At 60.0% G+C, this 24174-nt stretch carries 27 protein-coding genes; 16 read left to right on the top strand and 11 right to left on the bottom strand.

Going from position 1 to position 24174, the window contains the following annotated elements; all coding sequences use genetic code 11:
• The first annotated feature begins 85 nt into the window (after nucleotides 1-85).
• Complete coding sequence (gene hemB / locus ACK4FH_RS11640; protein WP_409813805.1) at nucleotides 86-1096, top strand: porphobilinogen synthase; 1011 nt, start codon at nucleotides 86-88, stop codon at nucleotides 1094-1096.
• Here hemB and ACK4FH_RS11635 read toward each other — a convergent pair.
• The 7 genes from ACK4FH_RS11635 to ACK4FH_RS11605 form a co-directional block, all read right to left on the bottom strand.
• Nucleotides 1093-1551 carry a TetR/AcrR family transcriptional regulator gene (locus ACK4FH_RS11635; RefSeq protein WP_409813802.1) on the bottom strand — a complete coding sequence of 153 codons (459 nt, stop codon included), beginning with the start codon at nucleotides 1549-1551 and terminating at the stop codon, nucleotides 1093-1095. The two genes, hemB and ACK4FH_RS11635, sit on opposite strands and share 4 nt — an antisense overlap.
• Before the next feature lie 104 nt (nucleotides 1552-1655).
• Nucleotides 1656-2804, bottom strand: a complete 1149-nt coding sequence (locus ACK4FH_RS11630) for a type III PLP-dependent enzyme (RefSeq protein ID WP_409813799.1) — start codon at nucleotides 2802-2804, stop codon at nucleotides 1656-1658.
• Nucleotides 2801-3670, bottom strand: coding sequence for an NAD(P)-dependent oxidoreductase (locus ACK4FH_RS11625; RefSeq protein WP_409813796.1), 870 nt, complete (start codon nucleotides 3668-3670; stop codon nucleotides 2801-2803). Before ACK4FH_RS11625 ends, ACK4FH_RS11630 begins: the two co-directional genes overlap by 4 nt.
• A 64-nt stretch (nucleotides 3671-3734) precedes the next feature.
• Nucleotides 3735-4589 (bottom strand): hypothetical protein, encoded by an 855-nt coding sequence (locus ACK4FH_RS11620; protein ID WP_409813794.1) that lies wholly within the window; start codon nucleotides 4587-4589, stop codon nucleotides 3735-3737.
• Nucleotides 4586-4990, bottom strand: a complete 405-nt coding sequence (locus tag ACK4FH_RS11615) for an ExbD/TolR family protein (RefSeq protein WP_409813791.1) — start codon at nucleotides 4988-4990, stop codon at nucleotides 4586-4588. The genes ACK4FH_RS11620 and ACK4FH_RS11615 overlap by 4 nt, the downstream gene beginning before the upstream one ends.
• Nucleotides 4987-5364, bottom strand: a complete 378-nt coding sequence (locus ACK4FH_RS11610) for an ExbD/TolR family protein (RefSeq protein WP_409813788.1) — start codon at nucleotides 5362-5364, stop codon at nucleotides 4987-4989. Before ACK4FH_RS11610 ends, ACK4FH_RS11615 begins: the two co-directional genes overlap by 4 nt.
• A gap of 44 nt (nucleotides 5365-5408) precedes the next feature.
• Entirely contained in the window at nucleotides 5409-6185 is a 777-nt protein-coding gene (locus ACK4FH_RS11605) for a MotA/TolQ/ExbB proton channel family protein (protein WP_409813786.1), read from the bottom strand.
• Nucleotides 6186-6459: 274 nt separating this feature from the next.
• Here ACK4FH_RS11605 and ACK4FH_RS11600 point away from each other — a divergent pair, with 274 nt between their 5' ends.
• Nucleotides 6460-6951, top strand: coding sequence for a MarR family winged helix-turn-helix transcriptional regulator (locus ACK4FH_RS11600; protein WP_409813783.1), 492 nt, complete (start codon nucleotides 6460-6462; stop codon nucleotides 6949-6951).
• On the opposite strand, the gene ACK4FH_RS11595 is transcribed toward ACK4FH_RS11600, so the two are convergent.
• On the bottom strand, nucleotides 6952-7470 hold the full coding sequence (locus ACK4FH_RS11595) for a flavin reductase family protein (RefSeq protein WP_409813780.1): 519 nt from the start codon (nucleotides 7468-7470) through the stop codon (nucleotides 6952-6954).
• A gap of 273 nt (nucleotides 7471-7743) precedes the next feature.
• On the opposite strand from ACK4FH_RS11595, the gene motA reads away from it, so the two are divergent.
• From motA to ACK4FH_RS11550, 9 genes are all read left to right on the top strand, one after another.
• On the top strand, nucleotides 7744-8607 hold the full coding sequence (gene motA / locus ACK4FH_RS11590) for a flagellar motor stator protein MotA (protein ID WP_409813777.1): 864 nt from the start codon (nucleotides 7744-7746) through the stop codon (nucleotides 8605-8607).
• A gap of 18 nt (nucleotides 8608-8625) precedes the next feature.
• The gene (locus tag ACK4FH_RS11585; RefSeq protein ID WP_409813775.1) at nucleotides 8626-9522 is read left to right on the top strand and encodes a flagellar motor protein MotB; all 897 of its coding nucleotides are present in this window, start codon (nucleotides 8626-8628) and stop codon (nucleotides 9520-9522) included.
• A 77-nt stretch (nucleotides 9523-9599) separates the two neighbouring features.
• Nucleotides 9600-10079 carry an RDD family protein gene (locus ACK4FH_RS11580; protein ID WP_409813773.1) on the top strand — a complete coding sequence of 160 codons (480 nt, stop codon included), beginning with the start codon at nucleotides 9600-9602 and terminating at the stop codon, nucleotides 10077-10079.
• A gap of 82 nt (nucleotides 10080-10161) precedes the next feature.
• Entirely contained in the window at nucleotides 10162-12024 is a 1863-nt protein-coding gene (locus ACK4FH_RS11575; RefSeq protein ID WP_409813770.1) for an SLC13 family permease, read from the top strand.
• Between the two features lie 56 nt (nucleotides 12025-12080).
• A complete protein-coding gene (locus tag ACK4FH_RS11570; RefSeq protein ID WP_409813768.1) occupies nucleotides 12081-12827 on the top strand; it encodes an arginyltransferase in 747 nt (248 codons plus the stop codon).
• 122 nt (nucleotides 12828-12949) lie between these two features.
• Nucleotides 12950-14026: a TRAP transporter substrate-binding protein gene (locus tag ACK4FH_RS11565; RefSeq protein ID WP_409813765.1), complete on the top strand. Its 1077-nt coding sequence runs from the start codon at nucleotides 12950-12952 to the stop codon at nucleotides 14024-14026.
• Nucleotides 14027-14043: 17 nt separating this feature from the next.
• On the top strand, nucleotides 14044-14583 hold the full coding sequence (locus ACK4FH_RS11560) for a TRAP transporter small permease subunit (RefSeq protein ID WP_409813764.1): 540 nt from the start codon (nucleotides 14044-14046) through the stop codon (nucleotides 14581-14583).
• Between the two features lie 14 nt (nucleotides 14584-14597).
• Nucleotides 14598-16172 carry a TRAP transporter large permease subunit gene (locus ACK4FH_RS11555; RefSeq protein ID WP_409813762.1) on the top strand — a complete coding sequence of 525 codons (1575 nt, stop codon included), beginning with the start codon at nucleotides 14598-14600 and terminating at the stop codon, nucleotides 16170-16172.
• Nucleotides 16173-16174: 2 nt separating this feature from the next.
• On the top strand, nucleotides 16175-16669 hold the full coding sequence (locus tag ACK4FH_RS11550; RefSeq protein ID WP_409813760.1) for a hypothetical protein: 495 nt from the start codon (nucleotides 16175-16177) through the stop codon (nucleotides 16667-16669).
• 6 nt (nucleotides 16670-16675) lie between these two features.
• Here ACK4FH_RS11550 and parC read toward each other — a convergent pair whose 3' ends face one another.
• Together parC and recO are read right to left on the bottom strand one after the other, a co-directional pair.
• Nucleotides 16676-18922, bottom strand: coding sequence for a DNA topoisomerase IV subunit A (gene parC, locus ACK4FH_RS11545; RefSeq protein ID WP_409813759.1), 2247 nt, complete (start codon nucleotides 18920-18922; stop codon nucleotides 16676-16678).
• Between the two features lie 89 nt (nucleotides 18923-19011).
• A complete protein-coding gene (gene recO, locus ACK4FH_RS11540) occupies nucleotides 19012-19740 on the bottom strand; it encodes a DNA repair protein RecO (protein ID WP_409813757.1) in 729 nt (242 codons plus the stop codon).
• Between the two features lie 562 nt (nucleotides 19741-20302).
• Between recO and ACK4FH_RS11535 the strand changes: the two genes are divergently transcribed.
• The 5 genes from ACK4FH_RS11535 to ACK4FH_RS11515 all read left to right on the top strand — a co-directional run bounded on the left by ACK4FH_RS11535 (nucleotide 20303) and on the right by ACK4FH_RS11515 (nucleotide 23252).
• On the top strand, nucleotides 20303-21136 hold the full coding sequence (locus ACK4FH_RS11535; RefSeq protein ID WP_409813754.1) for a class I SAM-dependent methyltransferase: 834 nt from the start codon (nucleotides 20303-20305) through the stop codon (nucleotides 21134-21136).
• 19 nt (nucleotides 21137-21155) lie between these two features.
• Entirely contained in the window at nucleotides 21156-21365 is a 210-nt protein-coding gene (locus tag ACK4FH_RS11530) for a hypothetical protein (protein ID WP_409813751.1), read from the top strand.
• Nucleotides 21366-21610: 245 nt separating this feature from the next.
• Nucleotides 21611-21853 carry a hypothetical protein gene (locus ACK4FH_RS11525; protein WP_409813749.1) on the top strand — a complete coding sequence of 81 codons (243 nt, stop codon included), beginning with the start codon at nucleotides 21611-21613 and terminating at the stop codon, nucleotides 21851-21853.
• Nucleotides 21850-22578, top strand: a complete 729-nt coding sequence (locus ACK4FH_RS11520; RefSeq protein WP_409813747.1) for a spermidine synthase — start codon at nucleotides 21850-21852, stop codon at nucleotides 22576-22578. Before ACK4FH_RS11525 ends, ACK4FH_RS11520 begins: the two co-directional genes overlap by 4 nt.
• A complete protein-coding gene (locus ACK4FH_RS11515) occupies nucleotides 22575-23252 on the top strand; it encodes a class I SAM-dependent methyltransferase (RefSeq protein WP_409813744.1) in 678 nt (225 codons plus the stop codon). The genes ACK4FH_RS11520 and ACK4FH_RS11515 overlap by 4 nt, the downstream gene beginning before the upstream one ends.
• On the opposite strand, the gene era is transcribed toward ACK4FH_RS11515, so the two are convergent.
• Nucleotides 23216-24154, bottom strand: a complete 939-nt coding sequence (gene era / locus ACK4FH_RS11510; RefSeq protein WP_409813742.1) for a GTPase Era — start codon at nucleotides 24152-24154, stop codon at nucleotides 23216-23218. The genes ACK4FH_RS11515 and era overlap by 37 nt on opposite strands.
• Between the last annotated feature and the right edge of the window lie 20 nt (nucleotides 24155-24174).

Genomic DNA, 24174 nt, shown 5'->3' with positions numbered 1-24174 from the left:
AGCCCCGCCCGGCGGCCCGGCTGACGCTGCGGCAAAGCGCCGTGGCCGGATTGCGCACTCCATCGCCAAGGGTTATGTGTTGCCCATGACCGATCCGAACAAGCCAGCCCCCGCCTATCCCGCGACCCGCATGCGCCGCAACCGCAAGGCGGACTGGTCGCGCCGGCTGGTGGCCGAAAACGCTCTTTCGGTAAATGATCTCCTCTGGCCGCTCTTCCTGGTCGACGGCAAGAACAAGCGCGAAACCGTGCCGACCATGCCCGGCGTCGAACGCCTGAGCGTCGACCAGGCGGTTCGCGCGGCGGAAGAAGCGGCCACCCTCGGCATCCCGATGATCGCCCTCTTTCCATACACACCGGCGGAGAAACGCGATCCGGAAGGGTCGCTCGCCCACGACCCGGACAATCTCGTCTGCCGCGCCACCCGCGCCATCAAGGAGGCCGTACCGAATATCGGTGTCCTCTGCGACGTGGCCCTCGATCCCTACACGAGCCACGGCCATGACGGGCTCATGAAAGGCGATGTCATCCTGAACGACGAGACTGTCGAGGCGCTGGTCAGGCAGGCGCTGGTGCAGGTGGAAGCGGGATGCGACATCATCGCGCCATCCGACATGATGGACGGGCGTATCGGCGCAATCCGTACAGGCCTTGAAGCGGCAGGTCATACGGATACGCAGATCATGTCCTATGCCGCGAAATATGCTTCCGCATTCTACGGCCCCTTCCGCGATGCCATCGGTTCGTCCGGCGCGCTGAAGGGTGACAAGCGGACCTATCAGATGGATCCGGCAAACGGCGACGAAGCGCTGCGCGAAGTGGCACTCGACATTGCCGAAGGTGCCGACATGGTGATGGTGAAGCCGGGCCTGCCCTATCTCGACATTGTGACCCGCGTGAAAGCGGAATTCGGAATGCCGACATTCGCCTATCAGGTCTCCGGCGAATATTCGATGATCGCGGGCGCGATCGAGCGCGGCTGGTTCGACCGGGACCGTGTCATCCTCGAAAGCCTTATGGGTTTCAAGCGCGCGGGCGCCGATGGCGTCCTCACCTATTTCGCGCCGGAGGCAGCCCGCCTTCTGAAAGGCCTCTAGCCTTCAAGCCCGGCAAGCCGGAGCGACGCCTCCCCGTGGAGCGCGGCAAGACCGCCCGCCTTCTCCGTCATTTCAGCCACCTGCGCGACCAGATGTTTTCGCCGCGTTGCGCTCTTGCGGTCGGAAAGCTTGCCGAACATGAGTTCGTACCGGCCCGGAAAATCCGCCGCGAACGCCAGATAGGCCTCGCGGATGGCCCTTGCGCTCGACACCGCGTCGAGGTCGGCCAACAACATGTCGTAGCCCTCGATAGCGACAGCCCCAAGCAATTCGTCCAGATTCGCAAAATGCCGGTAAGGCGCCGCTTCCGAAACGCCAGCCCGGCGCGCCGCCTCCCGCATCGTCAGCGCCGCGCGCCCGCGGATGTCGATCAGAGTCACCGCGGCATCCATCAACCCGCGCCGCAGATCGCCGTGATGGTAGCCGGCCTTCTGCCCCCGCAACTTTGCCCGCATCGCCGCGCCCCGTTCTCCATTTGTATTTATAATTTCCATGTTATCGATGTTAACATAAATATCAAGCGAAAAATGGGAACGCTCCGTGAACAGATCATTGATATCTAGTAAACGAATTCCTCGTGCATCCCGTCGATGCGAACGATCGTGTCGGTGATGAAACCGTTGAAACCCGTTTGCATCCCGATCGAATAGGCACCCATCTGGCCGAACTCGATCCAGTCCCCTTCCGCAATCACTTCCGGCAGATGGAAGGGAAGTTTCAGCACATCTAGGCTGTCGCAGGTGGGACCGAAAATACGGAAAGGCTGCGTCGCGCCACCAAGCGATCCCGAAAGCGACACCGCCCGGACCGGCGGATCGAGATCGCCGTCGCGGATCTCGGACAGGCATCCATAGATGCCGTCATTGATATAAAGGTCGTCGCCCTTCCTGAGATGCACCTGCGTCAGCACGGAGCAACCATCGGCAACGAGTGCCCGTCCGGGCTCCGCCAGCAGTGGAATATCGAAGCCGAGCTCGTCGCGAGCGCGCGTAATGACGTCGAAATAATCCGAGAGCGGCGGCACATTCATCTTGTAGATCGCCGGAAACCCGCCGCCAACATCGAGATATTCAAGCGGCACCCCTGCCCTGTCGCGCACCTTGGCCGAAAGCTCCATCGCAACGCGGAAAGCCGAGGGGTCGGTACACTGACTGCCGACATGAAAGGCGAGCGCCGTGCGGCAGCCGCGCCGCTTCGCCTCCTTCAAAAGATCAACCGCATCGTCCGGCGTCGCTCCGAATTTCGCGGACAGGTCGTAGACCGCCTTGCCCTTCGGCGTCGCAATACGGACTTCGACGGTAATGTCCGTCCCGGCAATCGAGATCAGCTTGTCGAGTTCATCGGCATGATCGACGACATAATCCTTCAATCCGTAGACTTTCGCCGCGGCATCAAGCGCACCGCGTCCTTTCACCGGATGATTGAAATAGGAATGCGCTTCCGGCATCAGCTCGGCGATCTTCGCGATCTCGGTAATCGACGCTGTATCGAAATGCGAAATGCCGCCTTCCGCCAGTGCCTCCAGCACATAAGGATGCGGATTGCACTTCACCGCATAGAGAACCGTGCCCGGAAACCCCTCGACAAAGGCCTTCGCCCGCGTCCGCAATACATCCGGGAAAATGCAGAAGACCGGATAGGACGGTTCGAGCCGCTCGATGACTTCGCCGATCGAGGAAAATCGAAACTCGGGATCCAGTGCCGTCATGACTTCTCCAGCCGCGCGATGAGGCTCGACGTATCCCAGCGATTGCCGCCCATCGACTGAACCTCGGAATAGAACTGATCGACCAGCGCCGTCACCGGAAGCTGCGCGCCGTTCCGCCGCGCCTCATCGAGACAGATCGACAGATCCTTGCGCATCCAGTCCACCGCAAAACCGAAATCGAACCTGCCCTCTATCATCGTCTTGTAACGGTTTTCCATCTGCCAGCTTTGCGCCGCGCCCTTGGAAATCGTTTCGATCACCGCTTCCGCATCGAGCCCGGCCTGCTTCGCGAAGTGAAGCCCTTCGGCGAGCCCTTCCACGAGCCCGGCAATGCAGATCTGGTTCACCATCTTGGTAAGCTGCCCCGCACCGGAAGGCCCGAGCAGCTTCGCCATTCGCGAATAGGCGGCAATGACAGGCGCGGCCTTCTCGAAGGCGGCCGCATCGCCGCCCGCCATAACCGTCAGAACACCATTTTCGGCACCCGCCTGCCCGCCCGAAACCGGTGCGTCGATGAAGGCAATGCCGCGTGCCGCCGCAGCCGCATGAAGCTCCCGCGCGACCGCTGCCGATGCCGTGGTGTGGTCGACGAAGATGGCGCCGGCGCCCATGCCATGAAACGCGCCGTCCGGTCCCACCGTCACTTCACGAAGATCGTCGTCATTGCCGACACAGGCAAAAATGATTTCCGCGCCGTTAGCCGCCGCTTTCGGTGTCGCCGCCGAAGCGCCGCCATGAGCCTTCATCCAGGCTTCAGCCTTTACTGCTGTGCGGTTGAAAACGGTGACATCGTGCCCGGCCCCGGCGAGATGACCCGCCATTGGAAATCCCATAACTCCAAGCCCGATGAATGCGACCCTGCTCATTTCCGCTCCTCACGTTTGTCCAGCCGCTATTTAGCAGGCTGACAACACGAAGCGCAAAAAAGAGCTAGCGGATTTCACCCTCTGCGGCGATCCGGCCGGTCTTGCAAAGCGTGGAGGATTGCTGCGTGCAAGGCCCGTAGTACAGGCGAACAATGTTGCCCTCGAGCGTCATGTCGTAGCAGTCCGTCGTGTTGTACTGGATCTCCTGCGACTTGTGGCACCAGCGATTGCCTTCGATCCACCATTGGCCCGAACCGCGCCTGCTGCGCGTCGAGGAATTGGCGCGATGGTAGGTCTGGAAGAAATACTGGATCAGCTCGACCTTGGTCGACCCACCGGGATCGAGAGCAATGATCGTGTTGATGAGCCTATTGCCGCCCTGAAGGTCGAGACGCCCCATCTCAAGATGAAAGGTCTTGCCGACCATCTGCGAGCGGATCTGCCCCGCTGTCAGCGAGTCGCCCTTCTTGTTGAGGATCGTCTCAGCCGCATCGCCACCGGCGCCACCGGCCCTGCCATCCTGCACACCGCCGCCAGCGGGTGCTGCCGGCTGCACCGTTTCGCGCACGGGTTCGGGAATTTCCTCCGGCGGCGGCAGCGGGTTCTCGTCCTTGCGCACGACCGTTTCCGGCTTCGGCTCCGGCTCCGGCAATTTCACAGGTTCGGGCTCAGGTTGCGGCTCGGGCTCCACGACCGGCTCTGGCGGCGCGGCATAGAGATCGTTCGCCGAACCGGCAGCAAGCTGGAAAGTAACGGACTCGCCGCCGCCCGGCCCCGGTCCGCCGAAAATCCCGCCAAATGTAAGCAGAAACGACAGGAACAGCAGCGCGTGGAGAAGCACGGACACGGCCATGAACTTGCGAATATTGAATTCGCGCGGTTCCATTTCGCCACCGGGGTATGAAGCCGTCATGCTCATGAGCCGCGCTCCGTCAGAAGCGTCACCTGCTCCACGCCCGCCTCACGCAAGCCTTCCATCAGTTCGAGCACCGCTTCGGCAGGCGCATCACGATCGGCCTTCACTGCAACGCGCCGCGAGCCCTCCTCGCCCAGATGCTGCTTGACGAAATGACCGGCAAGCTTTGCATCCATAACCCGGTCTCCCAGCCAGACGAATCCGTCTGCCTCGACAATCAATGTCGAGGGCAGGTCGCGCTCCCTGTCGTTGAGCGCGCCCTTGGGCAGCGATACGGCGACATTTTCCGTCGGTTGCATCGTGCCTGCGAGCAGGAAGAAGATCAGCAGCAGAAACACGACATTGATGAGCGGGATCAGCGTCTCGAATTGCCGCCGCGGCGGCTCCTGATCGAACTCGATCATGGCGCGATCCTTTCGACTCTTGCCGTGCCGACGCTCTTTGCACCGGATTGGCGCGCCGCCTCGATGGCCGCAATCAATGCCTGTGTCTTGGAGCCCTTTTCGGCCAGAATTGTGACGGTGAGGTCTGTCCGTTCACCGATAGCCTGCTTCAGGCTCTCCGTCAGCGCCGTCCGCTCGACGGGCCGCCCGTCAATCGCGATCGTATCGTCACCGAGCAGCCAGATTTCAATGACGCGCGCATCGGTGGGCAGTTCGTCAACGCTCGGCGCAGGCGTCACCACCACAAGCGATTGCGTCTGCAGAAACGACGTCGTCAGCATGAAGAAGATGAGCAGCAGGAATACCACGTCGATAAGCGGCGTGAGGCTCGCCATTCCTCTTCGGCGGACTGGTTCATCAAACATGACAGAACCTCGGCTTACTGAGCCGCTCGCGACTGGACGGCCGATGGGCGCACGTGAAGCGCCGCAATCACGCGGGCTGCAGCATCGCGCATCGAAAGCCGCACCTGGTCGATCTTGCCCTCAAGCAGATTGAGCGCCGTAATCGCCGGTAGTGCAACAATGAGACCGACAGCCGTGGTGAGCAGCGCCACCCAGATGCCGCCCGAAAGCAACGCCGGATCGACCTGCGTGCCCGCCGCTTCGAGGCTCTGGAAGGCGTTGATCATACCGATAACAGTGCCCAGCAGGCCGAGCAGCGGCGAAATATTGCCGATCACTTCGAGCCAGCGCAGATAGCGCTGCAGCGAACCGATCTCCATCGTGCCGACACGCGAAATTTCCGAGGCCACGTCCTCGTCGCGCAGGTCGCCGCGCATCTTCGCGCGGACGCCCGCCGCCATCGCGCGGGCCAGCGGCGTCTTGTGCTTCTTGAGGATGTCGATCGCGCCGGCGAGATCGCCCGCCTCGATCCGGTCGACGGCCGGATCGACGAAGCTCCGCTTCGAAAGGCCCGCGGACCAGAACTGAAAAATCTTGAGCAGGATCACGGCCAGCGAAATGACCGAAAGCACCAGGAGAATCGCAACGATGGGTCCGCCCTTGTCGATCAGCGACCCGACCGAATACCAGACATCGCCGCCGCCCGAGGCCGCCAGAACATCCGCCGCCCCCGCGACCTTATCCACGCCAGCATCCGTCCCGTCGGCAGCCGCTTCGGCAGCGCCTTCAACTGCAAGATTTTCCTCAGGCATAGCCCGATGCTCCTCCCGGTAAACAACCCTCCGCCAGACCGCTCCCGACGGCCTTTCCGCCGTTCCCGATTTCAGGTGACCGGCAGGAGCGTTTTTAGTAAAGTGCATTTACGAAATCACCGCTTGCAGCCAAGGTCAAGCGGTTCGGCGATTACAACAGCGTAATTTTCGTCGTGGCTTTGGGATTGCGTCTTGATGTTGCGTTGATACCTTCAATCTGCATGTTCCATGCAGCCGGATCGCCAGCACGGGCATTCGCGACGGGTGAGACAAAATGAAAAACAACAAGGCGAACGCCACCAAACCGGAAGCCGAGCTGGACGATCCCCTATCGCCAGAAAAATTTGTCAGAACGATCACCGAACTGGGCGTCATGCTCGCGACGATCTATGACCGGCGTACCGGACTCACACGAAACCAGACGCGCATCGTCATCGAATTGCTGGAGCGCGACGGGCAGACGCAAACGGAACTCGCAAACGCGCTCGCAATTCACAAGGTGTCGGTCGGCATCTATGTCGGCGAACTCGAGGCGCTCGGGCTCGTCGAGCGCCGAAACCACCCGACGGATGGCCGCGCCAAATGCATCTGGGTGTCGCCGCTGCTTCATGCCAACAAGCATATCGGCCGTGATCATTACGCCGCGATCCACGGCGCCGCCATCGACGGCATTGCCGACAAGGACTACATCACCATGCTCAAATGCATGGAGAAAATGTATGAAAACCTGAAAGCGCTCGATGCCCGGGAAACTGCCGGAAAGTAATTACCCGACCGGCGGCAGCATCTGATAGCCGCCGCGATGATAGAGCAACGGCCGTCCATCATCGGCATGGTCGAACTTCAGCACACGCCCGATCATGATGATATGATCGCCCGCATCATGACGCGCCTCGATCTCGCATTCGAAATGCGCCAGCGCTTCCTTCAAAGACGGGCAGCCGCTTTCAGCTTCAACGACATCCACCTCGTCGAGGCTGTGATCGCCCTTGCGCGCCAGACGCGAGGAAAGGTCGCGGTGCTCTTCGCGCAGCACATTCACGGTGAAATGCGTCGCACGCTCGAACACCGAAAGCGTGTCGGATTTCTTGTCGAGACACCAGAGCACAAGTGGCGGGTCGAGCGACACGGAAGAAAAGGAGTTGATGGTGATGCCGATAGGCTTCCCGCCTCCAGCGCAGGTCGTCACGACGGCAACGCCTGTCGTGAACCAGCCAAGGGCATTGCGGAACTTGCGTGCCACGTCCGCGCCGGGCTCACTGGCAGGATTCTGAACGCTACCCATCGTCTCCTCGCTCCGCTGACAGCCCGCACAGGGGGCCGGGCGGTCAATCTCTCGTTAATATCTTGCTTCGGTTTAGGACACGCCCGGCATCCCGCGCAACACTCACCGGCGCAAACCGGCGGAAATTCTTGCAAAACGCCCCAACTTTCTGCCTTCCGCCAATTTGGTTAAACCCGCTGTTAAGGGGCGTGCCCCAAGAATGGCGCTTCAGGCGGGGCGGGCTTGCATCTTGTGGGCGGCCGCTGGTTAACGTGCAAGAAAGTGCTTCGAGCTATGCGGCTGATCGTCGGCATCATTGTGGTTTTGGTCAGCGTCTTCGGCGGTTACGCCGCCATGGGCGGCCATCTCGAAGTGCTCTGGCAGCCCTTCGAAGTTGTCATCATTCTTGGCGCCGCGCTCGGCGCCTTCTGCATCGCTAATCCGCCCACCGTCCTGAAGGCCGTCGGCGGCATATTTGGCACGCTGTTCAGAGGCCCCCGCTACGACAAGGACGCTTTCCTCGAACTTCTCGGTCTGCAATACACGCTGTTCAAGCTCGCCAAGAGCAAGGGCAACCTCGCGCTTGAAGCGCATGTCGAAAACCCGGCGGAAAGCGCGATCTTTGCGCAGTTCCCGAAGTTCACGGCGGATCATCACGCCGTCGAATTCATGTGCGACTATCTTCGCATGATCACGCTGGGCACCGAAAACGCCCATGAACTCGAAGCCCTGATGGACGAGGAACTCGAAACCCACCACCAGGAACGCGAGCGTATCGTGAGCGCCGTGCAGGCGCTGGCTGACGGTACGCCGGCGCTCGGCATCGTTGCCGCCGTGCTGGGCGTCATCAAGACCATGGGCTCGATCGACCAGCCGCCGGAAATTCTGGGCGGTCTGATCGGCGGCGCGCTGGTCGGCACCTTCCTCGGCGTTTTCGTCGCCTATGGCTTCTTCGGGCCGATGGCGCAGTCGCTCCGCAACACCTATGAAGCCGAGTCGAAATATTTTCTCTCGATGAAGGCCGGCCTCCTCGCCCATATGGCGGGCTATGCACCGGCGGTTTCGATCGAGTTTGCCCGCAAGGCACTGATGTCCGAAGTCCGCCCCACCTTCATCGAAGTGGAACAGTCCACGGCCGCTCTGCAGGCCGCCGGCTAAGCCGCGGAACGGTATCAGATGGCCACCAACGAACAGCCGATCATCCTCAAGAAAGTCAAGAAGGTCGTTCACGCCCATCATGGCGGCGCATGGAAAATCGCTTATGCCGACTTCGTGACCGCGATGATGGCTTTCTTCCTGCTCATGTGGCTCATCAGCATGACCACGCCGGAGCAGAAGCAGGGTCTTGCCGACTATTTCGCGCCTTCCAATGTCAGCCGCTCCACCAGCGGCGCCGGCGGCATCATGGGCGGTACGGCCTTCGATCAGGAAGGCTCGCGCATGCCGGGCACCAAGCCGCAGGTCGTAATGACGATCTCGACGCCCGCACAGCCGCGAAGCCCGGAAGTCGAACGCGAAGAGGCGGCCAAGGCCGCACAGATGGACAAGCTCATGAAAGAGAAGTCCGCCCGCGACGAACAGAATTTCCGCAGCGCCGCCGAAAGCATTCGCCAGTCGATGCGCGAAAACCCCGACCTTGCCGAACTTTCCCGCAACGTCATCATCGACGAAACCCCCGAAGGCTTGCGCATACAGATCGTCGATCAGGACGGTCGCTCGATGTTCCCGACCGGCCTTGCGGAACCTTACGAGCGCACCCGCAAGCTGATTGACGAAGTCTCGAAAATCCTGATCAAGCTGCCGAACCGGGTCAGCGTTTCCGGCCATACCGACGCAAACCCTGTCGCCGGCCGCGATGGCTACTCGAACTGGGAACTGACGTCGGACCGGGCCAATGCCGCCCGCCGCATTCTGGAAAATGCCGGCCTGAGCAATGACCGCATCTACCAGGTCGTCGGCAAGGCCGACTCCGAACCGCTTTTCCCGGAAGACCCCTATATGGCCGCGAACCGCCGCCTTTCGATCGTTCTCCTGCGGGAAGCGCCCGTGACGCCCCCCGGCTTCAGCCCGTGATCGAGGGCTGATCGGCCTTGCCTTCCCGCCGATCTGACCTTATGTCAGACAGACTGGATTCGGGGAGGCGGAAAAACATGAGAGAAAGCAACAGGCTAGCCGAAATCTGGCCTCCCGATTCCGAGGACGCTGTCTGGCCGGACAGTACATTCGACGGCATCATCATTGCCCGCTGCCTCGCGTTCATTGCCGACCTCGCCGTCATTCTCGTGCTCCTGATCGCCGCTTCCCTCGTTTTCGGCATTCTGGGCATCCTCTCATTCGGTCTTTTATGGCCCGGCGCCGCCCTGACTCCCTTGCTCGTCATTGCCTACTTCACGTTCACGCTGGGCGGCCGGTATTCCGCAACGCCCGGCATGCGCTGGCAGGGAATTGAATTGCGTGCATGGAACGGCAACAGGCCGGGCTATCTGCAGGCTTTCCTGCAAACACTTTTATTTTATGTCACAGTCACCGTCGGCACGGTACTCGTGCTGCTGGTGCCGTTTTTCAACAAGCGGCGCCGCTGCCTTCATGATTATCTTTGCGGTACGGTTTTCATTCGCAGTGGCATCTGACGCGAAACTCCTTCAGTAACCTGAAACGACACTCGACGCGAAAATGCAGACCGCATGATGCGTCTCCGGGAATGATGCGCGCATGGAGATTGTTTACGCCTGGCAGATGTGGGTCACCTACGGCATCATCATTGCCGCGGTTATCCTTTTCAGCATCGAGCGCATCTCGCTGGAGCTTTCCGCACTTGGAATCCTCACGGCGCTGCTGATCTTCTTTTATGTCTTCCCGCTCGCAGGCGCCGATGGCAGAAACCTTCTCAACTCGACGACGCTGCTCGCAGGTTTTGCCAATCCGGCGCTGATCGCGGTGCTGGCACTGCTTGTGGTCGGCCACGGCATGTTCCAGACCGGCGCCCTTGACGGTGCCGCCCGCTATGTCGCCGATCTCGGCTCGACCCGCCCCGGCACGACGATCTTCTTCACCTTCCTGCTGGTGGCCGTCATCAGCGCCTTTCTGAACAACACACCGGTCGCGGTGATGTTCATCCCTGTGCTGGCAACGCTGGCGCTGCGCTTCGGCTCCCGTGCGCCGAAGGTGATGATGACACTGAGCTATGTCTCGATCCTTGGCGGCATGACGACGCTCATAGGCTCTTCGACAAACCTGCTTGTGGCAGGCGTCGTCATGACGTCGAACCTTCCACCAATCGGGATTTTCGACTTCGTCGTGCCGGGTGTTTTCCTTGCCTCTATCGGATTTCTCTATTCGACACTCGTCGTCCCGCGCCTGGTGCCCGATCGCGGCGGTTCAGCGATGGATATTTCCGGCTCCAGCAACGGCGACGGAAAGCAGTATATCGCGCAGCTCGAAATCACCTCGGACCATCCCCTGCTTGGCGAAAGCTCGAAAGCGGGCCTCTTTCCGCAATTGCGCGACATGACCGTGCGCATGATCCAGCGCGGCGAACACCCGATCCTGCCCCCCTTTGAGGACGTGACGCTGATGACCGGCGACGTCATCATCGTCGCCGCCACCCGGCACACACTCACGGAAGCGCTGAAATCCGGCGCCCGCATTTTCGAAGGCATGCTTGAGGAGCGTTTTGCCGAAGGAATCGAAACCAACGGCGAACCGGCAAAACCCGGCGGTGAGCTGATCCTCGCCGAAACCGTCGTGGCGCCCGGCTCCCGCATGATCGGCCAGACCATCGAGCAGATCGCCTTCCGCCACCAGACCGGCTGCATCGTGCTCGGCATTCAGCGGCGCAGCCGCATGATCCGCACCCTCCTGAACGACATCCGCCTCGAGGCTGGCGACGTCCTTCTCGTGCTCGGCAAGGGTACGCGGATTCAGGATCTGCGTCACAATCGGGATGTCCTGCTTCTTGAATGGTCGGCAACCGAGCTTCCCGATCCGAAGCTCGGCCACCGTGCGCTTGCAATTTTCGGCGTGATGGTGACAACCGTGCTGCTTGATATTCTGCCGATCGATATTGCCGCTGTGACGGCGGCCGGCGCCATCATTGCGACCGGCGTTCTCAACGTCCGGCAGGCTGCCCGCGCCATCGACCGCCGAATTTTTCTCATGGTCGGCGCGATGCTCGGCGTCGCCGCGGCACTGGACGCGACGGGTGGCGCACGCGCCATCGCCGAGGCGACGGTCTATGTCTTCTCGGATTACAGTGTACCCGTGATCCTTTCAGCATTCTTTCTCGCCGCCGCCATCACGACCAACGTCCTTACGAACAACGCAACCGCAGTTCTCTTTACACCCATCGCAATCAGCACCGCGTCCCAGCTCGGCGTTGATCCCTTCGTCTTCATCTATGCGGTGATCTTTGCTGCAAACTGCTCATTTGCGACGCCGATGGGCTACCAGACGAACCTGCTGGTGATGGGGCCCGGCCACTATGAGTTCAGGGATTTCGTTCGCACCGGCACCCCCCTCGTCATTCTGCTCTGGCTGGCCTATTCTTTCTTTGCGCCCTGGTATTACGGTCTCTGACCGGGGCAGACACCGGAATCGGCGAAGACAGGGCAAAAGCGAGGGTGAGATAGCAAGTGACAGACCAGTCACGCACCAGGTTTCCCCAGTTTTACATAACCTCGCCGCAGCCTTGCCCCTATTTGCCCGGCCGCTACGAGAAGAAGGTCTTTACGCATCTCCTCGGCGAAGAGCCGGTCTCGCTCAACAACATGCTCTCGCAAGCAGGCTTCCGGCGCAGCCAGAACATCGCCTACCGCCCCGCCTGCGAGAATTGTCAGGCCTGCATTTCCGTCCGCGTCATCGCCGATGAATTCGAGCCAAGCCGCACATTTCGAAGAATTTTCGCGCGCAATGCCGATTTGCGGACGGGGCTCACGCCTGCTGTCGCATCCGATGAACAATACGGGCTCCTGCGGCGATACCTTGATACGCGGCATGCCGAAGGCGGCATGGCCGACATGTCCCGGCTCGACTATGTGGCAATGGTCGAGGATACGACCGTTGCCACCCGCCTCGTCGAATATCGCGCCCCGGTCGAATCGGGCGTTGCCGCCCCGCTCGTCGCAGCCGCCCTCACCGACACGCTCGATGACGGGCTTTCGATGGTCTACAGCTTCTACAATCCTCAGGAAGCTGCACGCAGTCTCGGCACCTTCATGGTGCTCGACCACATCGAACGCGCCCGCGCGCTTGGGTTGCCCTACGTCTATCTGGGCTATTGGGTCGATGGTTCCCGCAAGATGTCCTACAAGACCCGCTTCGGCCCGCTCGAAGCCCTGTTCCCGGAAGGCTGGCGGCGGCTGTCCGCGAACTCTTTCTGAGGCTTGCTCCGGTCTCCGTTGCGCCCTGCGCCCGCCTGCCTATACTGGCCGCGAATTGTATCCCTTCATTGGGGAGAAGCGGCCCACCGGCCGCTCCGGGGACGTATATCGGGGAGTAATCGATGAAACGCCGTTCGTTTCTGGCGGGCGCTGGCCTGACGGGCCTTGCCGCCGCCACCCTGCCCGCGCCTGCCATTGCACAGGGCCGGCCGCGCCAGCTCAAGATGGTCACGACCTGGCCGAAGAACTATCCGGGTCTCGGCATGTCCGCCGAGCGTCTCGCCACCCGTATCCGCGAGATGACCGACGGCCAGATCGACATCAAGGTCTTCGCGGCAAACGAACTCGTGCCTCCGCTCGAATGTTTCGACGCCGTCGCCTCAGGCGCCGCCGACATCTATCATGGTGCAGAATATTACTGGCAAGGCAAATCGAAGGCGTTCAACTTCTTCACCGCCGTCCCCTTCGGCATGACTGCCGCCGAAATCAATGCCTGGATCTATCACGGCGGCGGGCAGGAGCTTTGGGATGAGCTTTCGGCGCGCTTCAAGATCAAGGCCTTCATGTGTGCCAATACCGGCGTGCAGCTTCCAGGCTGGTATCGCAACGAAATCAAATCGCTCGACGACCTGAAGGGTCTCTCGATCCGCATGCCGGGTCTCGGCGGCGAAGTCATGCGCCGGCTCGGTGCCGCTTCGGTCACGCTCGCAGGCCCTGACATCTTCCCCGCGCTCCAGAACCGCACCATCGACGCCGCCGAATGGGTCGGCCCCTGGAACGACATGGCCTTCGGCTTCTATCGGCTCGCCAAATATTACTATTGGCCGGGCTTCCATGAACCGGGCTCGAGCCTCGCCGCGGGCTTCAACCTCGATGTCTGGAATTCGCTGACGCCTTCGCAGCAAGCCGTCGTTCGCGCCGCCTGCGCCGCCGAGAACGACTTTACGCTCGCCGAATACAATGCCCATAACGGCGCAGCGCTGAAAACGCTCATCGAAAAGCACGGCGTCCTCGTGCGCCGATTTCCGGACGACGTCGTCGCCGCGCTCAAGAAAACCTCGCAGGAAGTGCTGGAAGACGCTGCGAAGGAAGATCCCTTCACCGCCAAAGTCTACGCGAGCTTCCGCAACTTCCTCGACACGACGAGCGAATGGACCCGCATCGGCGACGAAGGCTTCGTGGAGGCGCGCCGCGGCTGACGCGGCGGGGAAAGCCCATGACCGCACTCGACCGCATTGCCGGCTGGATCGACGCCCTGAACGAAGGCGTGGGACGCACCGTTTCATGGCTCGCCCTGTTCATGGTGCTTGTGCAGTTCATCGTCGTGCTGCAACGCTATGTCTTCGGCATCGGATCGATCTTCATGCAGGAATCGATCGTCTACATGCACGGCACGCTCTTCATGCTGGTCGCCGGCTATACCCTGCTTCACAACAGCCATGTCCGCGTCGATGTCTTCTACCGGACGATGAAACCGCAGGCGAAGGCCTGGGTCGATCTTCTCGGCACGATATTTCTGCTCTGGCCTGTCTGCTATCTCATTTTCTCGGTTTCCCTGCCCTACGTCGAAGCGTCATGGGCAGTGCGCGAAGGCAGCCGGGAGACGAGCGGTATTCAGGGAGTTTATCTCCTGAAAAGCGTCATTCTCGGCTTCGTCGTTCTGCTCGCGCTTCAGGGCCTGTCCACAATCATTCATGCGATGCGAATTCTCTCCGGGGCGGAAAAGCCCGTGGAAGAAGCATCGCCTATTCTTTGAAGGCCGAACCGTAGATGGACCTTCGCGCCAGCCTCGACATTCTGATGTTCGTCACCGTATGCGCGGTGCTGATGACAGGCTTCCCGGTCGCCTTCACGCTGGCCGGCGTCGCGCTCATATTCGGGACGCTCGGAATCATCTTCGGCGTCTTCGATTTCGGCTTCATGGCGGCCCTGCCGCAGCGCATCTACGGCAACATGACGAATGACGTGCTGATCGCCGTGCCTCTCTTCGTCTTCATGGGCACGATGCTTGAGCGCTCCAAGGTTGCCGAAGACCTGCTGGAAAACATGGGGCGCCTCTTCGGGCGGCTGCGCGGCGGTCTTGGCTATTCGGTTTCCATCGTTGGCGCACTTCTCGCGGCGTCGACAGGCATTGTCGGCGCAACTGTCGTGACCATGAGCCTGCTGGCGCTCCCCACCATGCTGCGGCGCGGCTACGACCCCGCACTTGCAACAGGTTCCATCGCCGCTGCAGGCACGCTCGGACAGATCATTCCCCCGTCGATCGTGCTCGTACTGCTCGGCGACACGCTGGCCAACTCCTATCAGCGCGCGCAGCTCGAGCAGGGTATCTTTTCGCCGGAAACGCTTTCCGTCGGCGATCTCTTTGCCGGCGCACTCCTGCCGGGCCTTCTCCTGGTTGGCCTCTATATCCTCTATCAGATCGTCCGCGCGGCGCTGGACCCGAAATCGTCCCCCGCGATGCCCGCCGATGACAGCATTTCGACCTCGGAGCTTTACCGGCGCACGCTGCGCGCGCTGATCCCGCCCGTGGCGCTTATCGTCGCCGTGATGGGCTCAATCCTCGGTGGCATTGCTACGCCAACGGAAGCGGCCGCGCTCGGCGCCATCGGCGCAACATTGCTCGCCGGAGAGCGCGCCGGCGGCATAAAATATGCGGTACGCGCAGCCGCTCTTGCCCTCATCGCGCTGCTGATACTGACCTCATTCATGGATCTGCGTACCGCCCGCAGCGAAATTTCGAGCGGCGACCAGATGGGTATCTGGCTCGCCTACATCCTCTGCGCCATCGTCGCCATCGGACTCGCCGCCGCCATCTGGCGGTTGTGGCTCAGAGGCATCGTGGCCGAAGTGACGCAGGCAACGGCTCGCATCACCTCGATGGTCTTCGTAATCCTGATCGGCGCAGCCCTGTTCAGCCTCGTCTTCCGCGGCCTTGGCGGCGACGACACGGTTCACGAATTCCTGAAATCCATGCCGGGCGGCACGACTGGCGCGGTCGTGACCGTCATGGTCATCATGTTCCTGCTTGGATTCTTTCTCGACTTCATCGAGATCATTTTCGTGGTCGTGCCGATCGTGGCGCCCATCCTCCTTATGATGGGGGTAGATCCCGTCTGGCTGGGCGTGATGATGGCGCTGAATCTGCAGACATCGTTCCTGACACCGCCCTTCGGCTTCGCGCTATTCTATCTGCGCGGCGTGGCGCCTGAAAGCGTCACCACGATGCAGATTTACCGTGGCGCCATTCCCTTTGTCGGTCTGCAACTACTCGCCATTTCGGTTGTCGCCATATTCCCGTCCATTGCGACATGGCTACCGCGACTTCTCTTCTCTACAATGTGAAAATGATGAAATCGAGAGATCCTTCAGAAGCAGCGCAGAACGCGCGCAGCAATCTTGTCCGCATGTCGCTTATCTTCATGGCGATGGCAGGCGTCATTGCCTTCTATGTCGGAACGGGCCGCGTTCAGCTGAGCGAGCCGATTGAACTGACGGCACGCATCGCCCAGCAGCAGGCATGGACCGAAGCGGGCCCGCTGGAGCTCAAGGTCAATGTTACGCTCGCAAACAATACCGGCGAGCCCATTCCCCTTGAAGCAGGCAATAACTGCGAGATTTTCCGCTGGTTCCTGACCGACGAGGACAGGAATTTCGTTCAGGCCCAGCGCGACGAAGAGATCTGCTTTGCCGTTCCGGTCCGCGATCAGTTGATGGGCAAGCACCAGGTCACCGGAGAATACATGCTGGGGATCGACACCGGTCGCGTGAAGCCCGGCCGCTACATTCTCTTCATCAAGTTCTGGGGCAACGAGCTGCGCGAACCGGTCAAGATCGACTGAACCCGCTCACGCCGCGCCGAAACCACCGCCGAACTTGTGGCCCACCGGGAATCCCTTGGGCGGCAGGCGGCCTGCCTGAGCGCGCTGTCCGAGCCATTCCTTCAGCGAATCGAATGTCCGCGCCCTCTCCGAGCGGTCATAGGCGATGAGGCCTTGCTTCAGCGTGAAGGACTTGATGTCGCCAAGCCCGCCATCCTTGTAACGCTGCAGGCGGACGCCCTTGCCGCGCGTCATCTCGTTCACTTCCTTGAGCGGGAAGATCACCAGCTTCCGGTTCTCGCCGATTACGGCCACATGGTCGCCCTGCACCACGGCGCAGGCAACAGCCTCATCCGTGCCCGAGACATTCAGCACTTGCTTGCCAGCACGCCGCATCGCGACGACTTCATCTTCCGGCACCACAAAGCCATTGCCCTCATGCGAGGCGACAAGAAGCTTCCGCCCCGGCTGATGCACGAAAAGCTCCACGATCTCGCGGCTCTCGTCGAGATCGATCATCAGGCGCACCGGTTCGCCATGCCCGCGCCCGCCCGGCAGCTTCGCCGCATCGAGCGTGTAGAAGCGGCCATCCGTCGCGAACAGCAATATCTTGTCCGTCGTCTCCGCATGAAGCGTGAAGCGCGGCCCGTCGCCTTCCTTGAACTTGATGTCGGCATCGGCGGCGAGATGCCCCTTCATCGAGCGGATCCAGCCCTTCTTCGAGCAGACGACGGTGATCGGCTCTTTCTCGACCATTGCCTCGACAGGCACATACTCGATCTTCGGCGCGTCCGAGAACTGTGTCCGCCGCGCACCGAGCTTCGTCTTCGGGCCGAACGTATTGCGCACTTCCTTGATTTCTTCGGAAACGCGCTCCCACTGCTTCGCATCGGACCTGACCAGCGCCTTGAGCTCTTTCTGCTCAGCCGTCAGTTCCTTGTGCTCGCCCCTGATTTCCATTTCCTCAAGCTTGCGCAAGGAGCGCAGCCGCATGTTGAGGATCGCTTCGGCCTGATTGTCCGTCAGCTTGAAGCGTTTCATGAGCGCGGGCTTCGGCTCATCCTCCTCGCGGATGATGCGGATCACCTCGTCGAGATTGAGATAGGCCTTGAGATAGCCCTCCAGCACCTCGAGCCGCTTCTCGATCTTGTCGAGCCGGAAGTTGGAGCGGCGGACCAGCACTTCCTTGCGATGCCCAAGCCAGGCGCGAAGCGCCTCCCTGAGACTCATGACCCCCGGCACCTGCCCGGCGGACAGCACGTTGAGGTTAAGCGGGAAACGGCTTTCGAGTTCCGTCGCGCGGAACAACGATTCCATCAGATGCTCTGGCTCGACCGTTTTCGACTTCGGCACAAGCACGAGGCGGATTTCTTCCGCGCTTTCGTCGCGCACATCTTCAAGCAGCGGCAGCTTCCGCGCCTGCAGCAGTTCGGCAATCTTCTCGACCAGCTTCGACTTCTGCACCTGATAGGGGATTTCCGTGACGACGATCTGCCAGAGCCCGCGTGGCAGTTCTTCCTGCTCCCAACGGGCACGCACACGGAAGCCGCCGCGCCCTGTCTCATAAGCCTCGATGATCGACTCGCGCGGCTCGATCACGATGCCGCCGGTCGGGAAATCGGGGCCCTGCACGAAGCTGACAAGCTTCTCCGTCCGCGCATTTGGATATTTGATGAGATGAAGCGCCGCATCGCAAAGCTCTGCCGCATTGTGCGGCGGGATGCTCGTCGCCATGCCGACCGCGATGCCGGAGGCGCCATTCGCCAGAAGCTGCGGGAATGCGCCCGGCAGCACCATCGGCTCCCGGTCTTCGCCGTCGTAAGTCTCGCGGAAATCGACCGTGTCTTCATCGAGCCCGTCGAGCAACAGCGCCGCAACCGCCGTCAGCCGCGCTTCGGTGTAGCGCATGGCGGCGGCATTATCGCCGTCCACATTGCCGAAATTGCCCTGCCCATCGACCAGCGGATAGCGCACCGAGAAATCCTGTGCGAGACGCACAAGCGCGTCATAGACCGACTGGTCGCCATGCGGGTGATATCGGCCGATCACATCGCCGACGACGCGGGCGGATTTCTTGAAGCCTTGCCCCGGCTCCAGCCGGAGCTGCCGCATCGCAAACATCACGCGCCGGTGCACGGGCTTGAGCCCGTCGCGCACATCCGGCAGCGCCCGGTGCATGATGGTCGAGAGCGCATAGGCGAGGTAGCGCGTCTCCAGCGCCTCGCGCAGATTGATCTCGTGTTCGGGCTCGGGCGGCGTTACGGCCTTGGTCATGGAATTCTACTATTGATGCTGCGTCAGGTCCGGCTTGTCCGGCCCTAGGGGATAAACAAAGCCCGCCAAATATACCAGCGATTCGCCTCTCACCCCGCCCAGGCGGCGATCTTTTCCATCAGGCGGAGCCGGGCATCCGGCAGATGCCTGCCATGCGCTGCAAAGAGATGCCGCTCCAGGAAATGTCCGGTGAGCCTGAAACCTTCGGCCACATCGGCAGGAGACGCCTCGCCTGCCTGCGACCCGACGAGAAACCCCGGCAGCCGGAACAGCCGGTCCTTGAAGGGCTCACCCGCCGCCCGGCTCACGGCACCGCCGCTTCTGGGCGATACATAGATGAGATCGTCGCGGGCACCCGTCGCCGCGCAGCGCGTGAGGTCGAGCCCGAAACCAAGCTCCTGCAGGAGCCCAAGTTCGAACCGAACGAAGATCGCAGGCCAGACATCTCCGTCCTGCAGCGTTTCGAGCAGCACTTCATAGCCATCATAGAGGGCAGGATGCGCCTCCCGCTCCGGCACCACACCGCACACGGCGCTCGCCGCACTGAGCGCCAGCAGCGCCAGCGGATCATCCATCAGAAGTCCGGCAAGCGGACGCACAAGCTCCACCTGATAAGTGCCGAGATGATCGGAGAGCCGCGCGCGCCAATGCGCATTGAGCTTGTTGCCGGGTTGCAGAACGCTGCGCATCCGCGGCCCCGCCCCGCCATGCACGAGACCCAGATGCCGCCCCTGCTCCCGCGTGAAAAGCTCGAGAACCGCCCCGGTCTCACCATAGGCCCGCGCCGACAACACGATCCCTTCGCCACGCCAGTCCATGACCCTCTCCACGAATGCCGCCCCCCTGCACCGTCCTCTCGACGCAGTTTCAGGATCAAAACATGCTACTTATACGCAGGAAACCTAGCGTTTACGCCGAACTCACGTTCCATTTTTTTCTACACAGGCCGGTTCCGTTCGTATAACGTCCGGAATCTGACCAGACGTCTTCCATGTCAGTTCCCTGCATTTTTTCGGGAGCGCACACAAAGCAACAGACTCAGCGGCACCGGTGGAGGCAGGCGATATGCCAGCTTTCAAATCGGGCTCTGGCTGTCGCATGAAGTGTGCCCTCCAGTTCCGGTGTCCCGGTCGTCCCTGTAGAGATCACTCTGCAGTGTCATCTTTTAATTTGAATTTGGAAATCCGATGGATACCAAAAAAGAAATTCAAAAGTCAGCGTTTGAATTTTCTTCTATCCCCTCCGTTGCGGAAACAAGAAATTTGACTGCTCACCTCGATCCCGGCTCAATAGTCAATGAGCTCGGCTGCGGCCCGGAACCAATCGGACTGCGGTCGCAATTCAAAGTGTTGGAATAGATCTATGGAAAACTCTATGCCAATGGAGTCCGATGTGCCTGGCCATAATCCCATCCGGCTGATGAAGCGGGACTGCCCTGCCTGTGGAACCGCGGAACCGGGTCAGCTGCTCCCCTATGGGAACAGTGACTGGCCGATGCGCAAATGTGCATGTGACTTCGTCTATCTCGAACAAGCACCTGTATACGAAGAATTGGCTTCAAATCTCGCATGGGAAAAGTCTCATGGCGCCGAAACAGCACGCCGGATGAGAGAACAGCCCATTGCAAAGCCCCTCAGCCAGAAGACACGCTGGCGTATGCGTATCTTCAAACGATTGAACATGACCGAGCTTCTCCAAAAGGCTTGTTCGGCAGGTAATGTCTTGGACATAGGATGCGCTGCCGGATTGCACCTTATGCGCTTGCCACAATCAGTAAATCCGTACGGCATCGAAATATCTGAATATCTTGGCGCAAGGGCGAAAGAAAACCTGGAAGGTCGAGGCGGCACCGCTTACGTCGGGCCGACCTTGGAAGTACTCAGAAAACTGCCGCCTGAAAAGTTCGACGCAATTTCTATGCGCTCCTATCTTGAACACGAAGCGGAGCCAACTGAGGTTCTCCGTCATGCGTTTCGGGTCATGAAGCCCGGTGGCACGTTGATAATCAAAGTGCCAAATTACGCATCCGTGAACCGGCATATTCGCGGAAGAAAATGGTGCGGATTTCGTCTGCCCGACCACCTCAATTACTTCACGCCATCTACCTTGAAAACCATGCTTTCCGCGGCCGGCTTTGTCACGGATCAGCCAGCGCTTTGGCGCCTGCCCACAAGCGACAACATGTGGGCAATGGCCCGCAGGTCACCGCAATGAACTGATTGGAACCAGCCTGATGAAACGTCTGAAACTGCTCCTCAAGGAAAACCTCTCTCTGCCCACGGAAGAAAGTGTCTTTGAATTCCTGTCCGCGGAACGCCCGACCCGATACACCGTCGAGCGGTTTGACGGACGTGTTGCCATTTATCTGAAGAACGAATCCGATCTCAACGATTTTGAGCATCGATTTCCGGGTCTCGTCGATGATATTCGGCATGTCTATTGATCGCACCAACCCCTCGAAGAATCAGGCCAGTCCACTCTCGTCTTCGGATGTTGATCGTTTGGTCGAACGCCTTCTTGCATTCCGGGACATTCGATCTCCGGCTGAGTTGAAGCGCTGTTTACCAGGTCTTTTCTCATACTCCGACGATGATCTGCGCCGAACGATCGACCGCATGAAGCAACGGTCGAAATCATCCGCAGCAAAAAGAAAAACAAGGCGCAGATGAAATTTTCCAAGCGCCAGCAGTGACAAATATTCGTACTGTCTACTTGGATATCGAAATTTCCAGCGAAAGCATCGCACTTCTTTGCGAACTTAACACCTTAACATGCAAACATCGCGCATTCGCATCCGTTTCAAGCGATGGACTGGCAATGCATTTTTCGTCACTCAGCGATGCAGTGGCATTTCTCGACCTCATTTCATTCCTGCTTGAGGACATGACCGAGGCTGAAAAAAAATCATTAGGAAAGAAATCCGGGAAATGAGCTCATTCTTCGAGGAAATCGATTTTCAGCCCACACCGCTGGGCCCTGTCAGCCTTCGTCGAAGGCGCGAAATGTCACTTGGTGTGGACGTTTACGAAGTGAAGTTGGGCGATGAATATTTGATGTCGAGCCTCTTCACCAAATCCGAAGAAGCGCTTGCCGAACTCGCTCTCGCACAGTTGGATGGTACCGGTTTTGATGTCGTCGTCGGAGGCTTGGGGCTCGGCTACACAGCCAGAGCCGCTCTAAGCAATCCCTCGGTTGACTCGCTAGCCGTTATCGAGCTTCTCGATCCTGTCATCGAGTGGCACGAACAAGGCCTTGTCCCGCTTGGACCGGAGTTGACGGGAGACCCTCGCTGCCGCTTCATTCGCGGTGACTTTTTCTCTCTCGTCAATGCAGGAAATGGGTTCATCGCCGAGAGCAAGGGACGGCGGTACGACGCAATCCTGCTCGATATCGACCATTCGCCGGATTTCTGGCTTTCTCCCGAAAGCAGGGATTTTTACAGCGATGAAGGAATGCTTCGGCTCTCCGCTTTACTTCACCCCGGAGGCATGTTCGCCCTTTGGTCGAACGACAAACCGGATCAATCTTTTGTCGAACGCCTGTCCCGCGTTTTTATTGAGGCGCACGCGGAACCAGTCACTTTCCCCAATCCCTTACAGAACAATCGCGAAGCAACTCAAACGATCTACCTGGCAAAAAAAGAGACTGCTTCATGAAGCCGCCTTTTTGCCCCGTTTGTTGCTCACATGAAACAGAGCACCTTATCGAAATTGGCGGCCTTCAATATTGGAAATGCGATGTCTGTGCGGCCAGGTTTCTCGACCCGTCGCAACACCCTTCCGCCGAAGTGGAATACAATCAATATACTTTGCATCGGAACGATCCTGACGATGTGCGCTACCGCACGTTTCTTTCAAAACTGGTCGACCCGCTTCTAGCCGTGCTTGAGGGTCCGTCGGAAGGCCTCGATTATGGTTGCGGCCCCGGTCCGGCTCTTGCCGCCATGATGCACGAAGCAGGGCACAGCATGTCGCTTCACGACCCATTTTTCTTTCCCGGAAGGGAGCCACTTGAGCGCACATACGATTTTTTGACCAGCACGGAAACGGCAGAACACTTCCATAATCCCGCCATGGAATTTGACAGGATCGACCGCCTCGTGCGTCCTCGAGGCTGGATCGGAATCATGACATCGTTCCAGACGGATGACGAAAAGTTTGCCGACTGGCACTATCGCAAGGACCCGACACATGTAGTCTTCTACCGGAAGGAGACTTTTCAAGTGATTGCTGCCGCGCGCGGGTGGTCATGCACAATCCCTGCCCCCAATATCGTGCTGATGCAGAAATCGTCTCACTCCGTCGGGAAGTCGAGCCCCATCTCGCGGTAGCGCTCCCGGTCGTCGGACCAATTTTCGCGCACTTTCACAAACAGGAACAGATGAACCCGCGTCTCGAGCATTTCTTCCAGTTCTTCACGCGCCAGCTGACCGACTTTCTTGATCGTCTGACCGCCCTTGCCGAGGGCAATCTTCTTCTGGCTTTCGCGTTCGACGAAAATAACCTGCGCAATGCGGATCGAACCGTCCTTACGCTGCTCCCATTCTTCCGTTTCAACGGTCAACGAATAGGGCAATTCGTCGTGGAGCCTGAGAAAGAGCTTCTCGCGCGTAACTTCAGCAGCGAGCGAGCGGAGCGGCACATCGGCCGCCTGGTCTTCCGGGTAGTGCCACGGCCCGGCAGGCATCAGCGCCGCCAGATGACGCCGCAGATCGGCGACACCGCTTCCCTTCATGGCGGAAATCATGAACGTGTCGGTGAATAACCCGGTCTCGTTCAAGCGTTCTGCAAGCTTCAGCAGTTTCTCGCGTTTCGTGGCGTCGATCTTGTTCAGAACGAGGATCGCCTTCCGCCCCTGCGACTTCAAACCTTCGATGATCCGCTCAAGATCTTCATCACGCTCATATTCCGCATCGACCATGAGGATGATGGCATCGGCATCGCCCGCCCCGCCCCAGGCAGCTTCCACCATCGCCTTGTCGAGCCTGCGCTTCGGCTTGAAGATGCCAGGCGTATCGACGAACACGATCTGCGTGTTCCCTTCCATCGCGATGCCGCGAATGCGCGAGCGCGTGGTCTGCACCTTGTGAGTCACGATCGCGACCTTGGAGCCGACAAGCTGGTTGAGCAGCGTCGACTTGCCTGCATTCGGCGCGCCGATGATGGCGACAAAGCCGCAGCGCGTCTGTCCGACAGCGCCTTCCGGCGCATTCTTGTTCAATTCATGTTCCATGATGTCTCAATAGCATATTG

It is taken from the genome of Parvibaculum sp., from assembly GCF_046297875.1.
Classification (GTDB): Bacteria; Pseudomonadota; Alphaproteobacteria; order Parvibaculales; family Parvibaculaceae; genus Parvibaculum.
Note: the sequence above shows the minus strand (reverse complement) of the source record. Positions and strands in the feature narration are given on the sequence as shown.

What these genes read in the sequence shown, in the direction of transcription:
- ACK4FH_RS11630 (WP_409813799.1), bottom strand. Translation starts at nt 2,804, where the DNA reads ATGACGGCACTGGATCCCGAGTTTCGATTTTCCTCGATCGGCGAAGTC.
- ACK4FH_RS11555 (WP_409813762.1), top strand. Translation starts at nt 14,598, where the DNA reads ATGGACCTTCGCGCCAGCCTCGACATTCTGATGTTCGTCACCGTATGC.
- recO (WP_409813757.1), bottom strand. Translation starts at nt 19,740, where the DNA reads ATGGACTGGCGTGGCGAAGGGATCGTGTTGTCGGCGCGGGCCTATGGT.
- ACK4FH_RS11595 (WP_409813780.1), bottom strand. Translation starts at nt 7,470, where the DNA reads ATGGGTAGCGTTCAGAATCCTGCCAGTGAGCCCGGCGCGGACGTGGCA.
- ACK4FH_RS11550 (WP_409813760.1), top strand. Translation starts at nt 16,175, where the DNA reads ATGATGAAATCGAGAGATCCTTCAGAAGCAGCGCAGAACGCGCGCAGC.
- ACK4FH_RS11610 (WP_409813788.1), bottom strand. Translation starts at nt 5,364, where the DNA reads ATGGCGAGCCTCACGCCGCTTATCGACGTGGTATTCCTGCTGCTCATC.
- ACK4FH_RS11515 (WP_409813744.1), top strand. Translation starts at nt 22,575, where the DNA reads ATGAAGCCGCCTTTTTGCCCCGTTTGTTGCTCACATGAAACAGAGCAC.
- ACK4FH_RS11565 (WP_409813765.1), top strand. Translation starts at nt 12,950, where the DNA reads ATGAAACGCCGTTCGTTTCTGGCGGGCGCTGGCCTGACGGGCCTTGCC.
- ACK4FH_RS11585 (WP_409813775.1), top strand. Translation starts at nt 8,626, where the DNA reads ATGGCCACCAACGAACAGCCGATCATCCTCAAGAAAGTCAAGAAGGTC.
- hemB (WP_409813805.1), top strand. Translation starts at nt 86, where the DNA reads ATGACCGATCCGAACAAGCCAGCCCCCGCCTATCCCGCGACCCGCATG.
- ACK4FH_RS11625 (WP_409813796.1), bottom strand. Translation starts at nt 3,670, where the DNA reads ATGAGCAGGGTCGCATTCATCGGGCTTGGAGTTATGGGATTTCCAATG.
- era (WP_409813742.1), bottom strand. Translation starts at nt 24,154, where the DNA reads ATGGAACATGAATTGAACAAGAATGCGCCGGAAGGCGCTGTCGGACAG.
- parC (WP_409813759.1), bottom strand. Translation starts at nt 18,922, where the DNA reads ATGACCAAGGCCGTAACGCCGCCCGAGCCCGAACACGAGATCAATCTG.
- ACK4FH_RS11620 (WP_409813794.1), bottom strand. Translation starts at nt 4,589, where the DNA reads ATGAGCATGACGGCTTCATACCCCGGTGGCGAAATGGAACCGCGCGAA.
- ACK4FH_RS11520 (WP_409813747.1), top strand. Translation starts at nt 21,850, where the DNA reads ATGAGCTCATTCTTCGAGGAAATCGATTTTCAGCCCACACCGCTGGGC.
- ACK4FH_RS11575 (WP_409813770.1), top strand. Translation starts at nt 10,162, where the DNA reads ATGGAGATTGTTTACGCCTGGCAGATGTGGGTCACCTACGGCATCATC.
- ACK4FH_RS11615 (WP_409813791.1), bottom strand. Translation starts at nt 4,990, where the DNA reads ATGATCGAGTTCGATCAGGAGCCGCCGCGGCGGCAATTCGAGACGCTG.
- ACK4FH_RS11530 (WP_409813751.1), top strand. Translation starts at nt 21,156, where the DNA reads ATGAAACGTCTGAAACTGCTCCTCAAGGAAAACCTCTCTCTGCCCACG.
- ACK4FH_RS11560 (WP_409813764.1), top strand. Translation starts at nt 14,044, where the DNA reads ATGACCGCACTCGACCGCATTGCCGGCTGGATCGACGCCCTGAACGAA.
- ACK4FH_RS11580 (WP_409813773.1), top strand. Translation starts at nt 9,600, where the DNA reads ATGAGAGAAAGCAACAGGCTAGCCGAAATCTGGCCTCCCGATTCCGAG.
- ACK4FH_RS11600 (WP_409813783.1), top strand. Translation starts at nt 6,460, where the DNA reads ATGAAAAACAACAAGGCGAACGCCACCAAACCGGAAGCCGAGCTGGAC.
- ACK4FH_RS11605 (WP_409813786.1), bottom strand. Translation starts at nt 6,185, where the DNA reads ATGCCTGAGGAAAATCTTGCAGTTGAAGGCGCTGCCGAAGCGGCTGCC.
- ACK4FH_RS11635 (WP_409813802.1), bottom strand. Translation starts at nt 1,551, where the DNA reads ATGCGGGCAAAGTTGCGGGGGCAGAAGGCCGGCTACCATCACGGCGAT.
- motA (WP_409813777.1), top strand. Translation starts at nt 7,744, where the DNA reads ATGCGGCTGATCGTCGGCATCATTGTGGTTTTGGTCAGCGTCTTCGGC.
- ACK4FH_RS11535 (WP_409813754.1), top strand. Translation starts at nt 20,303, where the DNA reads ATGGAGTCCGATGTGCCTGGCCATAATCCCATCCGGCTGATGAAGCGG.